The organism is Streptomyces sp. NPDC041713 (assembly GCF_055591085.1).
Genome location: NZ_JBVIZY010000015.1, coordinates 41163 through 55084, shown reverse-complemented (window position 1 = coordinate 55084; position 13922 = coordinate 41163). Strand labels below are relative to the sequence as shown.

The following is a 13922-nucleotide window of genomic DNA, read 5'->3' as shown; positions in this document are numbered from 1 at the left end:
TCCACCATGCGCACATCCCGTACGGCGAGGGGCGTCACGGCCTGTCTGGCGGTGATCGCGCTCGCCGCCGGCTGCAGCAGCTCCGGCGGCAAGGACGACGAGGACGGGTCCGGAGACGGTGGGGGCGGGGGCGGCAAGGGCGTGAACACGCCTCGCCTCAAGATCGCGATGGTCACGCACTCCGGCGAGGGCGACACCTTCTGGGACATCGTCCGCAGCGGCGCCAAGCAGGCCGCCCGCAAGGACAACGTCGACTTCCTGTACGCCAACGACAAAGAGGCCAAGGGGCAGGCCGAACTCGTCCAGTCCTTCGTCGACAAGAAGGTCGACGGGCTCGTGGTGACCCTGGCCAAGCCCGAGGCGATGCGGGCCGTCCTCGCCAAGGCGAAGAGCGCCGGGATCCCGGTCGTCACGATCAACTCCGGCGGGGAGTTCTCCCCGCGCTTCGGCGCGCTCAGCCACATCGGCCAGGACGAGTCCGTGGCCGGCGAGGCGGTCGGCGAGGAGCTGAACACGCGCGGCAAGAAGAAGGCCCTCTGCGTGATCCACGAACAGGGCAACGTCTCCCTCGAACAGCGCTGCGCGGGCGTCAAGAAGACCTTCGACGGATCGGTCGAGAACCTGAACGTCGAGGGCACCAACGCGCCCGGCGCGCAGTCCTCCATCAGCGCGAAGCTCCAGGCCACCAAGGACATCGACGCCGTCGTCACGCTCGGCGCGCCGATCGCCGCGTACTCGGTGAAGGCCAAGGACGAGGCGGGCAGCAAGGCCGAGGTCGACACGTTCGACCTGAACGCCGAGGTGGTGAGGCGGCTGAAGGCCAAGGAGGTCGGCTTCGCCGTCGACCAGCAGCCCTACCTGCAGGGGTACCTCTCGGTCGACGAGCTGTGGCTGTACCGGACCAACGCCAACGTGCTCGGCGGCGGCAAGCCCGTCCTCACCGGGCCCGCGATCGTCACCGGGAAGGACGTGCCGAAGCTGGAGAAGTACACCGCTCGCGGTACCCGATGAACACATGCGTGATCCGCGTGGTCGATACTTGGGCGGCTGGGGCCGGGGATCCGGACCGGTCGCACAGAGCAGCAGAGCAAGAAGGGCACGGCGTCGTGGCAAGGGTGAAGACAGGGGTACGTACGGTGGGCGCCGTGCTGGTGGCGGTGCTCGGCGTCACCGCGGGACTGACCGGATGCAGCAGCACCGGCGGCAAGCGCGCGGAGGACGCCCGCAAGGCCGCTGCCGCCGGGGGCAGGGCGGCGGTCGACACGCCCCGCTGGACCTTCGGCATGGTCACCCACTCGGGCGACGGCGACACCTTCTGGGACATCGTGCAGAGCGGCGCCAAGCAGGCCGCCGTCAAGGACAACATCAAGTTCCTGTACTCCCATGACGACGAGGCCCAGCAGGAGGCCCAGCTCGTCGACTCCTACATCGACAAGAAGGTCGACGGGATCATCGTCACGCTGGCCAAGCCGGACGCGATGAAGGGCGCCCTGGCCCGCGCCCAGAAGGCCGGCATCCCGGTGATCACGGTGAACTCCGGATCCGCCGAGTCCAAGAAGTTCGGCGCCCTCACACACATCGGCCAGGACGAGACGATCGCGGGCGAGGCCGTCGGCGAGGAGCTCAACAAGCGGGGCAAGAAGAAGGCGCTCTGCATCCTGCACGAGCAGGGCAACGTCGGCCACGAGCAGCGCTGCGCGGGCGCCAAGAAGACGTTCAAGGGCACGATGCAGAACCTGTACGTGACCGGCACCAACATGCCCGACGTGCAGTCCTCCATCGAGGCCAAGCTGCAGTCCGACAAGTCGGTCGACGCGGTCGTCACGCTCGGGGCGCCCTTCGCGGACACCGCCGTGAAGGCCGCGGACAGCGCGGGCAGCGAGGCCGAGGTCGACACCTTCGACCTCAACGAGAAGGTCGCCGCAGGCCTGAAGTCCGGCTCCCTCGGGTTCGCCGTCGACCAGCAGCCCTACCTCCAGGGATACGAGGCCGTCGACCTGCTCTGGCTGTACAAGTACAACGCCGACGTCCTCGGCGGCGGCCGCCCCGTCCTCACGGGACCGCAGATCATCACCAAGGACCAGGCTTCCGAGCTGGAGGACTACGCGAAGCGAGGGACCCGATGACCGCCACAGCACCCGCGCCCGCCCCCGACGCCAAGGCGGACGAGCGCCTGGTCAAGACCTCGCCGCTGAAGAAGCTGATGGGCCGCCCCGAGCTCGGCTCGGTCGTCGGCGCCGTCGCCGTCTTCATCTTCTTCGCGATCGTCGCCGACAGCTTCCTGCAGGCCACCAGCCTCGCGACGGTCCTGTACGCGGCGTCGACGCTCGGCATCATGGCGGTGCCGGTCGCCCTGCTCATGATCGGCGGCGAGTTCGACCTGTCGGCGGGCGTGCTCGTGACGACGTCCGCGCTCGTGTCGTCGATGTTCAGCTACCAGATGACGGCGAACGTCTGGGTGGGCGTCGGCGTCTCGCTCCTCGTCACGCTCGCCGTCGGCGTCTTCAACGGCGTCATGCTGACCCGTACGGACCCGCCGAGCTTCATCATCACGCTCGGTACGTTCCTGATGCTGACCGGCATGAACCTCGGCTTCACCAAGCTGATCAGCGGTACGGTCTCCACCAAGTCGATCGCCGACATGGAGGGCTTCGAGTCCGCCAAGGACGTGTTCGCCTCCACCATCACCCTCGGCGGCGTCGACTTCAAGATCACCATCGTCTGGTGGCTCGCCCTGATCGCGCTCGCCACCTGGGTGCTGCTGCGCACCCGCGTCGGCAACTGGATCTTCGCGGTGGGCGGCGGCGAGGACGCGGCCCGCGCGGTCGGCGTCCCGGTCGCCGCGACGAAGATCGGCCTTTACATGGGCGTCGCGTTCGGCGCCTGGATCTCCGGCCAGCACCTGCTCTTCAGCTACGACACCGTGCAGTCCGGCGAGGGCGTCGGCAACGAGCTCATCTACATCGTCGCCGCCGTCATCGGCGGCTGCCTCATCACCGGCGGCTACGGCTCCGCGGTCGGCGCGGCCGTCGGGGCGCTGATCTTCGGCATGGTCAGCAAGGGCATCGTCTTCGCCGAGTGGAACTCCGACTGGTTCAAGTTCTTCCTCGGCGTGATGCTGCTCCTTGCGACGCTGCTCAACCACTGGGTCCGCAAGCGCGCGGAGGCGACGAAGTGACCACGGACATGACGAAGCCGGAGGCGGCACCGGAGGGCGAGGAGCGTACGCCGCTCGTCGAGCTCGACGACGTCAGCAAGTACTACGGCAACATCCGCGCCCTCGAAGGCGTGTCCCTGGAGGTGCACGCGGGGGAGATCTCCTGCGTGCTCGGCGACAACGGCGCCGGCAAGTCGACCCTCATCAAGATCATCGCCGGTCTGCACCGGCATGACGCGGGCGGCTTCCGCATCCAGGGCGAGGAGACGCGGCTCGGCTCGCCGCGCGAGGCGCTGGACCTGGGCATCGCCACGGTCTACCAGGACCTCGCCGTGGTCCCCCTGATGCCCGTCTGGCGGAACTTCTTCCTCGGCTCGGAGCCGACGAAGGGCACGGGCCCGTTCCGCCGCATGGACGTCGACCTCATGCGCAGGACGACCCGCGCGGAGCTGCTGCGCATGGGCATCGACCTGCGCGACGTGGACCAGCCGATCGGCACGTTGTCGGGCGGCGAGCGCCAGTGCGTGGCGATCGCCCGCGCGGTCCACTTCGGCGCGAAGGTCCTGGTCCTCGACGAGCCGACCGCCGCGCTCGGCGTGAAGCAGTCTGGCGTGGTCCTGAAGTACGTGGCCGCTGCGCGGGACCAGGGCCTGGGTGTGGTCCTGATCACCCACAACCCGCACCATGCGTACCTGGTCGGCAACCGCTTCGTCCTCCTGAAGCGGGGCGTGATGTCCGGCTCGTACGCACGCGACGAGATCACCCTGGACGAGCTGACCCGCCAAATGGCGGGCGGCACGGAACTGGACGACCTCCGCCATGAGCTGGAGGGCGGGGCCCCTTAGCGGGGGGCGACGTCGCCGGTCGCGCCCCGCACGAAGACGGCACGTCGCCGGGTACGCCCCGTCGGGGGCCGCGGAACGTCGCCGGGTGCACCCCGTAAGGGGCGCGGGGAACTGCGCGAGCGACCAGGGCGGGCCCGCAGCCGCATCTGGGTGCTGTCTCGGCAGACGCGTCTGCGGCTTTTCCTGGGCGGGGCGTGCAGTTCCCCGCGCCCCTGAGGCCACCCGGCCCAGGGCCATCGGGACACGGTCCCGGCACCGGGGTCCCGCGCCCCGAGGCCACCCGGCCCCGGGCCACCGGGAGAGGACCCCGCCCCCTACGGGGGCCGAGCCCCGTATCCCGTTGTGCGCGCCCCCGCGAGCGTGAGGCAGAATCGCCGCAATGAGCACCTACCGCGACCTCGCGCACCGCGGCTCCGCACGGGCCACCGTTCTGCGGACCGTGGGCACCCGCGAACGCCGATCCCATCTGACGGCGCCCCGCGTCAACACCGTCGGCATCGACATCGGCGGCACCAAGGTGATGGCGGGTGTCGTCGACCCGGACGGCAACATCCTGGAGACCCTCCGCACGGAGACCCCGGACAAGTCCAAGAGCCCGCGCGTCGTCGAGGACACCATCATCGAGCTCGTCCTCGACCTCTCCGACCGGCACGACGTGCACGCCGTCGGCATCGGCGCCGCAGGCTGGGTCGACGCGGACCGCAACCGCGTGCTCTTCGCCCCCCACCTGTCCTGGCGCAACGAACCCCTGCGGGACCGCATCTCGGGCCGCCTCGCCGTGCCCGTCATGGTCGACAACGACGCCAACACCGCCGCCTGGGCGGAGTGGCGCTTCGGCGCGGGCCGCGGCGAGGACCACCTCGTCATGATCACCCTCGGCACCGGCATCGGCGGCGCGATCCTCGAGGACGGCGCCGTCAAGCGCGGCAAGTTCGGCGTCGCCGGCGAGTTCGGCCACATGCAGGTCGTCCCCGGCGGCCACCGCTGCCCCTGCGGCAACCGCGGCTGCTGGGAGCAGTACAGCTCCGGCAACGCCCTGGTCCGCGAGGCCCGCGAGCTCGCCGCCGCCGACTCCCCGGTCGCGTACGGCATCATCGACCGCGTCAAGGGCAACGTCCCCGACATCACGGGACCGCTCATCACCGAGCTCGCCCGCGAGGGCGACGCGATGTGCGTCGAGCTCCTCCAGGACATCGGCCAGTGGCTCGGCGTCGGCATCGCCAACCTCGCCGCCGCCCTCGACCCCTCCTGCTTCGTCATCGGCGGCGGCGTCAGCGCCGCCGACGACCTCCTGATCGGCCCGGCCCGCGACGCCTTCCGCCGCCACCTCACCGGCCGCGGCTACCGCCCCGAGGCCCGCATCGCCCGCGCGCAGCTCGGCCCCGAGGCCGGCATGGTGGGCGCCGCCGACCTGGCCCGCCTGGTCGCCCGCCGCTTCCGCCGCGCCAACCGCCGCCGCGTGGAGCGCTACGAACGTTACGAGCGCTACGCAGAGGCGCGCCGCACCAATGACCGCACGTCCCAGGGAACCCAGTAGATGACCGTGCCCCGCCAGCCCTCGCCCCCGGACCGCCCCGGCGCCCACGAACCGCCGGACCGCGACGGCGGCAGGGCCGGCACGACGGAGGACCACAGCCACATGATCCGCCGCCGTTGGCTGACGGCGATCATCATCGTGCTGCTCATCGGCGTGCCCGCCGGCTATCTGGTGATCTCCGCGGACCAGAGCCGCAACAGCGGCCGCGACAAGGAGGACAAGTACTCGGCGACCGGCCTCACCGCCGGCTGGCCCTCCAAGGTGCAGCGCCGCCTGTACGACGTGCCCGTGCAGCCGTACTCCGAAGAGGTCGCGTACTACGAGACGAACAACTGGCGCACCAGCCGTCTCTACGTCCAGTTCCTCACCAGCAACGCGGGCCTGAAGCGGTTCCTCAAGCAGATCGGCACCACCGAGGACAAGCTCAAGCCGAACGACATCACCATCAGCGCACGCGACCGCAACGTCGTCGGCTGGGAGTTCACGGGCCCCGGCCCCTGGTCGGGCCTCACCCACGCGCGGAAGAACCCCACGCCGACGCAGGACGTGGTCGTGGACCGCTCGAACCCCCGGCATCCGATGGTCTACGTGGTGTCGACGACGACACCCTGAGGCCCGACGACCTCCTGACGGCCCGAAGACACCCTGACGGCCCGAAGGCGCCGCGATCCGCTCATGTCCGGAAGCTTGCGTCCGTGTGAAGAATGCGGGCGTTCCGCCGCGAGCCGCCGTACCGCCTCCTAGCGTGTGGCCATGACCAGGATCCCGGAAGCAGAGACGGCCTACGACCGGCGTAGACGGAACCAGTGGCTGGCCGGGGAGGCCCGCGCCGAGGGGGTCGGGCGCCGCGACATGCTGCGGCTCCTGGCCGCCGCGGGCCTCGGCGCGGCGGTACCGGCGTCCCTGCCGGCGGCCACGGCGAGCGCGGCGGCGGGGAGCGCGAGGAAGGCGGGGCCGACGGCGCCGTCGCGCACGACCGTGTCGGCGGGGGAGGGCATCGTCAAACCGCTGCCCCCGGAGCGGTTCATCGTGCACGGCACCAACGCCGAGACCCGCTTCGAGGCGCTCGCCGGCACCGGATACCTCACCCCCGTCTCGCACTTCTTCGTCCGCAACCACACGACGACCCCGCGCCTGGACGCCGCGACCTGGCGGCTGAACGTCTGGGGCGACGGACTGACGGGCGGGGAGCGGCAGTTCGGACTCGCGGAGCTGAAGAGCCTGCCCTCGGTGACCCGTACGGCGTTCGTCGAGTGCGCGGGCAACGCGCGCAACTTCTTCAAGACCCAGCAGAACCAGCCGGCTTCGGGCACTCCCTGGACGACGGGCGCGATCGGCACGGCCCGTTGGCGCGGCGTCCGCCTCGCCGACGTCCTGCGCAAAGCCGGCCTCTCCCACAAGGCGGTCGACGTGATGCCGCGCGGCCTCGACGACGAGTACGTCACGCCCGACGGCACGAACTACGGCCGCGTACGCCGCCCGATGCCGCTCTCCAAGGCCCTGGACGACGTCATCCTCGCGTATGAGATGAACGGCGCACCCCTGCCTCCCGACCACGGACACCCGGTCCGCCTGCTCGCCCCGTCCTGGGTCGGCATCTCCTCGATCAAGTGGCTCGGCGACATCGAGGTGTCGACCACGCCGCTCTACTCGCCCTGGAACACCGACTTCTACCGGCTGTACGGCGACGCGTACCCGCCCGGCGGCAGCGCCCCGCTCACCCGCCAGACCCTCAAATCGGCCTTCGAACTCCCATGGAACGCACCCCTGTCCGCGCACACCCGGCACCGCCTCACCGGCCGCGCCTGGTCCGCCCACGGCGGCATCACCCGCGTCGAGGTCAGCACGGACGGCGGCGCCTCCTGGCGCCAGGCCCACCTCCACGACCCCGCACACCGCGGAGCCTGGACCCGCTGGTCGACCCCATGGACCCCCACCAAGCCGGGCCCCGCAGAACTCCTCTCCCGCGCCACGGACTCCACATCCCGAACCCAGCCGAGGACGACGGTCCCCAACACCCAGGGCTACCTCTTCGACGCGGTGGTACGGCACGCGGTGACCGTGGTGGCCTGAGCGAGGCACCGCGGGAACGGGACCCGCGGCGGCCGGCGGGGTTCACGACCCGTCGGCCACCCACCGCTCATACACCGCAGCCGCCACCGCCAGGTCCTCCCAGGCCATTCCGGCCGACTTGAACAGGCGGGGGCGTCCCTCCGTCGGTCTCGCCTCGCCGCGCACCAAAGCATCGAGGGTGTGCAGTTCGTTCATGGTGAAGGCGCCTTCGGCGGCTGCCAGGAGGAGGTCGCCGCACTCCCGTTCCGCCACCGCGCGGGACTCCGCCACGACCGTGGCGCGGGCCACGAGCCGGGCGTCCACCTCGCGGGCGTCCGGCTCGTGGGAGCCGACCGCGGCGATCGTCGCGTGGTCGGGCGGCAGGGAGCCGTCGAAGAGCGGTTCGCGGGCCGTGGTGCAGCAGCAGATCACGTCGGCCCGCGCGACCGCGTCCGCGTCGGCCGCGGTGGCCGAGAGTCCGGCGGCGCGGCAGCGGTCGGCGAAGGCCGCGACCCGGTCGGCGTTCCGCGCGACCACGTCGACGTGGCGCAGGGCGGGACGCACCGCCCGTACCGCCTCGACGTGCCCCCACGCCTGCGGACCCGTCCCGAAGACGACCAGCCGTTCGGCGTCGGGCACCGCCAGGTGCCGGATCGCCGCTCCGGAGACCGCGGGGGTGCGCAGGGAGGTCAGCGCGATCCCGTCCAGGAGGGCCAGGGGTGCGTGCGTCACGCCGTCCAGGAGCAGGTAGAGGCCCTGGACGCGCGGCAGGCCACGCTCCGCGTTGCCCGGCGTGACCGTGGCGACCTTCACGCCGGTGTACGACGCCGTGGCCGACGGCATCAGGAGCAGCTGGCCCCCGGGCACGTCGACGACGGAGCGGGGCGCCTCCGTCGCGGGGGCGAGCCCGGCGGCCAGGACCGCCTCCAGGGCGTCCACGGCGGCGGACATCGGGACGAGCCGGGCCAGCGTGCCGGCGCCGAGGTGGGGCGGGGCGGCGGGGGAGGGGGCCGGTGTGCTCATGCGGGTCCTTGTCCGGAGGGCCGGGTGCCGGCCGGGTGTGCGCTCCGCCGACTGTGGCCGAGACCCGACGAGGGACCCGCCGAGGCGGTGGCACCTCAGTACGAGTCGCGCAGCCGCTCCAGGATGGCGAGGCTGTCCTCCGCGTTCGGTGCGGCGGTGCACACCCGGTCCATCACCAGCATGTAGTGCTCGACGTCCGAGCGCTTGTCCAGGTACAGGGCGCTGGTGAGCTGTTCGAGGTAGACGATGTCGGGCAGGTCGGGTTCGAGGAAGCGCAGTATGGTCACCGGACCGCCGACGGCGGTGGCCGCGCCCGCCTCCAGGGGGGCCACCTGCAGGGTGATGTCGGGCACCTGGGACATGTCGATGAGGTGCTGTATCTGCGCCCGCATCGCCGCGCGGCCGCCCATCGGGCGCAGCAGCGCCGCCTCGTCCACCACGAACCACAGCTTCGGGCCGCCGGGGCGGGTGATCAACTCCTGGCGGCGCAGCCGCAGTTCCACCTTGCGGGTGATCTCGCGCAGGGAACCCGACGCCTCGCCGAGGCTCGCCACCGCGGTCGCGTACTCGGCGGTCTGCAGCAGGCCGGGGACGAACTGCACCTGGTAGCTGCGTATGACGGACGCGGCTTCCTCCAGGCCGAGGATGGTCTCCAGCCAGCTGGGCATCACATCGCTGTACTGCTGCCACCAGCCGGGCGTTCCGGCGCGCTTCGCCAGACCTATGTAGCCGGCGCGCTCCTCGGGATCGGTGACGCCGTACAGGGTCAGGAGGTCGGCGACGTCCCGTTCCTTCTGCGCCACCCGCCCCAGTTCCAGGCGGCTGATCTTCGCGTGCGAGGCGCGGATGGCCTCGCCCGCGGCCTCCCTGCTGATACCGCGGCTCTCGCGCAGTTTGCGCAGCTGGGTGCCGAGCACGATGCGCAGCACGGTCGGGCCGCCCCGCCGGTTGGCCAGGGACTCGCCGTTCGGCGTAACGCCTTCTGCTGCAGAGGACATCGCGCCGTCCCGCCCTCTCCTGGTCACCCGCTCGTTCGTCGCGTCAGTGTGGCATCGGCCCGGTCCGCCTGTACAGCGATCCGATCAGCTCGCGGGCGGCTGCAGGTCGTCGAAATCGCCGTCCTTGGCGCCCTGGATGAAGGCCGCGATTTCCGCCCGGGTGTAGATGAGTGCCGGCCCCGCGGGGAAGCGGGAGTTGCGCATCGCGACCTGTTCCCCGGCCAGTTCGGCGAGTTCCACGCACTCGCCGTTGGGATTGCTGCGGCCGCTTTTCCGCCAGCCGGCTCCGAGAATGTTCACAGCAGGAATGCCGTTGTCATATTCCGTGTCGTGGTCATTCTCAGGTGGCATGAGGGCTCCCTGACCTCGCCCCGAGCCCGCACCTGGCGGGGGAGGCCATTCCGGATGCAAGTACATCTGCACGTGCAGGCGTGCTTACGATTGTACTTGCGGATGTGCTTGCAGATGTAAGTGCGCCACATCACCATGGGGCGTGGGGGCCCATTCCTCCAAGTTCCGGCACAGGTGTGGGAGTTCAGATGACAGAAACCGTGGGTTGGGTCGGCGCGCCGGCTCTTGACTGTGACGTTCTGGCCTACTCCGCCTGCTGCTTACTGGTGGACGACATCAAGTCCCGTGAGGGATCGCTGGACTTCGTCACGTCGACGCTGGAGAAGTGGGAACTGCTCGATCAGCTCCCGCGCGTCCGCGCGACCGTCGACGAACTGGTCGGCAACGCCCTGACCCACGGCCAACAGGCGATATGCGCCCAACCCGCCCCGAGCGTCGGCATGGTGAGCCTGATCCGCGACGGCCGCGACCTCGCCTGCGCCGTCTTCGACCCCGGCACGGCGACACCGCGCCTCTCCGCCAGGGGAGTCGGGCTGCGCATCGTGGAGGCGGCCGGCGACGTGTGGGGCTGGACGGCGCCGGGCCTGTACGGCAAGGCGGTCTGGTGCTACTTCTCCGGTTCCGGAGCCGCCGTGGCGGTGCCCGAACCGATCGTCGAGCAACTGCTGATGATGGTGGAGATCTTCACGGGCAGCGCCGACCCGCGCACCGTCATCGCGCACCCGGTGTAGGACGCGCACCGGGCGAGGCAGCAACGTTTCGCCGTGCGGGCGGGAGGGGCGTCGTACGTCCGCCCTCGTGCAGGGCCCCCGACGGGGTTCGGCCCCCCTCCCCGTAGGGGTGCCGGGCACACCGTCGACCGGGTGTCCCGCCCCATTCCGCGCGGCGACCGGCGTTTCTACCGTCCTTGGCATGACACAGAGCGAAGAGCGCAACGAAGACCACGCCCGACGCGACGACACGGCGCCAGACAGGAACACCGCGTCACGCAGGGCCGTCCTCCTGGGACTCGGTACGGCGGCGACGGCCGCGGCCCTCGCCGCCACCCCGGCGGCGGCTTCCGCGCTGTCCCGGCCCGGCGCCCCGCGCGGCGTGTGTACGTACGTACTCGTGCACGGCACACACAGCGCAGGGTCGTACTGGCTGCCGATCGCCCAGGAGTTGACCCTGCTCGGGCACCGCGTCGTCGCCGTGGACCTCCCCCTGCACGGCGCGCGGGCCTTCGTACCGGAGTCGTATCAGCGGCAGGACCTGGCGGCGCTGGCCACCGAGCCCTCACCCGTCGCGGCGCTGAGCCTCGACGACTACGAACGGCACGTCACGCGCATCGTGCGGCGGGCCGCGGCGCACGGTCCCGTCGTCCTCGTCGGCCACAGCCTGGGCGGCGCCACGGTCAGCCGGGTGGCCGACGCGGTGCCGGGCCTCCTCCACCACATCTGCTACATGGCGGCGTTCTGCCCCAGCCCCGTACTGCCGTCCCCCGACGCGTGCACGGCGGCACCGGAGAACGCCGACGCGCTCATCCCGCTCGGCCAGGTCGTCGGCGACCCCGAGCGGCTCGGCGTGCTGCGGCTCAACCCGCGCACCGGCGACCCGGACGACCTCGCGGCGCTGTGGAAGATGATGTGCGCCGACTATCCGGAGGACGTGTTCCGGCAGCGCCTCGGCGGCATGCAGACGGACGAGTCGACCACGGCGTACGCGGGGCGGGCCGTGGACCGCACGCACACCTGGGGGCGCCTGCCGCGCACGTACCTCCGCTTCGGCCGGGACCGTACGATCGCCACGCGGCTCCAGGACCGGATGATCGCGGAGGCGGACGCGCGCACGCCCCGCAACCCCTTCCACGTACACGACTTCCCGACCGCCTCGCACCTCGGCCCACTGGACCCCGCACCACTGGTGGACGCGCTCGCGGGCCTGGCCCCGTAGACCGCGGACCCACCTTCCGGCCTGGGGTGGGGCGGACCTGGTTCCGCCCCACTGAGGCACAGCGTCGCCCCGATCCGGCAACTCAGCTCCCTGGTAGGCGTGTTGACGATGTCGCCCCCGTCCATGACCTGTTCGCATTACGTATGTCGACCATCGTTCAACGGACTTTATCCGGCCAACATCCGACCAAAATGCTGACATGTACCTGGTTGGAATGACACTCTTCCCCGCAACACGCTGCACGTACAGCACCACGCTGCACGCCCGCATCGCGTCTTTCTCTGCTCCGGGGGGCTCTCCAGGCCTCCCGGACCCCCACAGATGGAGCCCGCGTGACCTCTGACATATTCAGCAAGCGTTCCACGCTCGCGATCGCCACCGCCGTCGCCGCCGGAGCGCTGCTCACCGCCGGACTGACCACCGGCGCCTCCGCCCAGCCGACCCGGGACGACGGGCCGTCCGGCTCTCCCGTCGCCCTCTCGGTGTCGGCCCGCGCGGACCTCCTCCGGGACGCGAGCGCCGAGAGATCGGCGACCGCCGAACGGATCGGCCTCGGTGCCAAGGAGAAGCTCGTCGTCCGTGACGTCATCAAGGACGCCGACGGCACCACCCACACCCGCTACGAGCGCACCTACGACGGCCTGCCCGTCCTCGGCGGCGACCTCGTCGTGCACACCGCCAGGAGCGGCGCACTCAAGGGTGTCACCAAGGCGACCGAGGCCACGGTGAAGGTCGCCGCCACCGACGCGAAGCTCGGCACGTCCTCCGTCGCCAAGTCGGCCGAGTCCACCGCCGCGAAGGCGAAGACGGCGCGGGCCGACGCGCAGGCGCCGCGCAAGGTGATCTGGGCGGCCGAGGGCAAGCCGGTCCTCGCGTACGAGACGGTCGTCACCGGTGTGCAGAAGGACGGCACGCCCAGCAGGCTCCACGTCATCACGGACGCCGCGACCGGCAAGAAGCTGTACCAGTACCAGGCCATCGAGAACGGCACGGGCAACAGCCAGTACAGCGGCAAGGTCACCGTCGGCTCCAAGAAGGTGACGAGCGGGTACGAACTGACCGACAAGGCGCGGGGCAGCCACCGCACGTACGACCTGAAGCACGCGGAGAGCGGCACCGGCAAGCTGTTCAAGGACGCCAACGACGTCTGGGGCAACGGCAAGCCCACCAGCGCGCAGACCGCCGCCGTCGACGCCGCCTACGGCGCCCAGGTCACCTGGGACTACTACAAGTCCGTCCACGGCCGCAAGGGCATCAACGGCGACGGCAAGGGCGCGACCTCGCGGGTCCACTTCAGCAACAACTACGTCAACGCCTTCTGGGACGACAGCTGCTTCTGCATGACGTACGGCGACGGCGAGGGCAACAAGAAGCCCCTCACCTCGATCGACGTGGCGGCCCACGAGATGTCGCACGGCGTCACCTCGGCCACCGGCAACATGGAGTACAGCGGTGAGTCCGGCGGCCTGAACGAGGCCACCTCGGACATCTTCGCCACCGCCGTGGAGTTCAAGGCCAAGAACTCCAAGGACGTCGGCGACTACCTCATCGGCGAGAAGATCGACATCAACGGCGACGGCTCCCCGCTGCGGTACATGGACAAGCCGAGCAAGGACGGCGCCTCCCTGGACAAGTGGAGCGCCAACGCCGGCAACGTGGACGTCCACTACTCCTCGGGCATCGCCAACCACTTCTTCTACCTGCTGTCCGAGGGCAGTGGCAAGAAGCGGATCAACGGCGTCGACTACAACTCGCCCACCGCCGACGGCTCCAAGGTGCTGGGCATCGGACGCGCCAAGGCCGAGAAGATCTGGTACAAGGCGCTGTCGACGTACTTCACGTCGACCACGAACTACAAGGCGGCCCGTAAGGGCACGCTGAGCGCCGCGAAGGACCTGTACGGCGCGAACTCCACCGAGTACAAGCGCGTGGCCGCCGCCTGGACCGGCGTCAACGTCAAGTAACTCCCGGTCAGTCACGCAGGGGGCGGCGTCCGCGACGGGCGCCGCCCCTTTCGCGGTCCGGTG

The 13922-nt window shown here is 70.8% G+C and carries 13 protein-coding genes; 10 read left to right on the top strand and 3 right to left on the bottom strand.

Annotated elements, in window-relative coordinates:
• The first annotated feature begins 6 nt into the window (after window positions 1-6).
• The 7 genes from ACZ6CV_RS32450 (at window position 7) to ACZ6CV_RS32420 (ending at window position 7612) form a co-directional block, all read left to right on the top strand.
• Entirely contained in the window at window positions 7-1011 is a 1005-nt protein-coding gene (locus ACZ6CV_RS32450) for a sugar ABC transporter substrate-binding protein (protein ID WP_469254821.1), read from the top strand.
• A gap of 95 nt (window positions 1012-1106) precedes the next feature.
• Window positions 1107-2126: a sugar ABC transporter substrate-binding protein gene (locus ACZ6CV_RS32445; protein ID WP_469254820.1), complete on the top strand. Its 1020-nt coding sequence runs from the start codon at window positions 1107-1109 to the stop codon at window positions 2124-2126.
• Window positions 2123-3178, top strand: a complete 1056-nt coding sequence (locus ACZ6CV_RS32440; protein WP_469254819.1) for an ABC transporter permease — start codon at window positions 2123-2125, stop codon at window positions 3176-3178. Before ACZ6CV_RS32445 ends, ACZ6CV_RS32440 begins: the two co-directional genes overlap by 4 nt.
• An 8-nt stretch (window positions 3179-3186) precedes the next feature.
• Window positions 3187-4002, top strand: coding sequence for an ATP-binding cassette domain-containing protein (locus ACZ6CV_RS32435; protein ID WP_469254999.1), 816 nt, complete (start codon window positions 3187-3189; stop codon window positions 4000-4002).
• 379 nt (window positions 4003-4381) lie between these two features.
• On the top strand, window positions 4382-5539 hold the full coding sequence (locus ACZ6CV_RS32430) for an ROK family glucokinase (protein WP_355805918.1): 1158 nt from the start codon (window positions 4382-4384) through the stop codon (window positions 5537-5539).
• Entirely contained in the window at window positions 5540-6151 is a 612-nt protein-coding gene (locus ACZ6CV_RS32425) for a sugar kinase (protein ID WP_362365399.1), read from the top strand.
• Between the two features lie 141 nt (window positions 6152-6292).
• Complete coding sequence (locus ACZ6CV_RS32420; RefSeq protein WP_469254818.1) at window positions 6293-7612, top strand: sulfite oxidase; 1320 nt, start codon at window positions 6293-6295, stop codon at window positions 7610-7612.
• A 42-nt stretch (window positions 7613-7654) separates the two neighbouring features.
• On the opposite strand, the gene ACZ6CV_RS32415 is transcribed toward ACZ6CV_RS32420, so the two are convergent.
• From ACZ6CV_RS32415 to ACZ6CV_RS32405, 3 genes are all read right to left on the bottom strand, one after another.
• The gene (locus tag ACZ6CV_RS32415) at window positions 7655-8614 is read right to left on the bottom strand and encodes an ornithine cyclodeaminase family protein (protein WP_469254817.1); all 960 of its coding nucleotides are present in this window, start codon (window positions 8612-8614) and stop codon (window positions 7655-7657) included.
• A gap of 95 nt (window positions 8615-8709) precedes the next feature.
• Window positions 8710-9612, bottom strand: a complete 903-nt coding sequence (locus tag ACZ6CV_RS32410) for a helix-turn-helix domain-containing protein (RefSeq protein WP_469254816.1) — start codon at window positions 9610-9612, stop codon at window positions 8710-8712.
• 84 nt (window positions 9613-9696) lie between these two features.
• Complete coding sequence (locus ACZ6CV_RS32405; protein WP_355805936.1) at window positions 9697-9963, bottom strand: DUF397 domain-containing protein; 267 nt, start codon at window positions 9961-9963, stop codon at window positions 9697-9699.
• 188 nt (window positions 9964-10151) lie between these two features.
• Between ACZ6CV_RS32405 and ACZ6CV_RS32400 the strand changes: the two genes are divergently transcribed.
• The 3 genes from ACZ6CV_RS32400 (at window position 10152) to ACZ6CV_RS32390 (ending at window position 13859) form a co-directional block, all read left to right on the top strand.
• The gene (locus tag ACZ6CV_RS32400) at window positions 10152-10694 is read left to right on the top strand and encodes an ATP-binding protein (protein ID WP_469254815.1); all 543 of its coding nucleotides are present in this window, start codon (window positions 10152-10154) and stop codon (window positions 10692-10694) included.
• A 181-nt stretch (window positions 10695-10875) separates the two neighbouring features.
• Complete coding sequence (locus ACZ6CV_RS32395; protein WP_469254814.1) at window positions 10876-11895, top strand: alpha/beta hydrolase; 1020 nt, start codon at window positions 10876-10878, stop codon at window positions 11893-11895.
• Window positions 11896-12227: 332 nt separating this feature from the next.
• Window positions 12228-13859 (top strand): M4 family metallopeptidase, encoded by a 1632-nt coding sequence (locus tag ACZ6CV_RS32390; protein ID WP_469254813.1) that lies wholly within the window; start codon window positions 12228-12230, stop codon window positions 13857-13859.
• Window positions 13860-13922 lie beyond the last annotated feature (63 nt).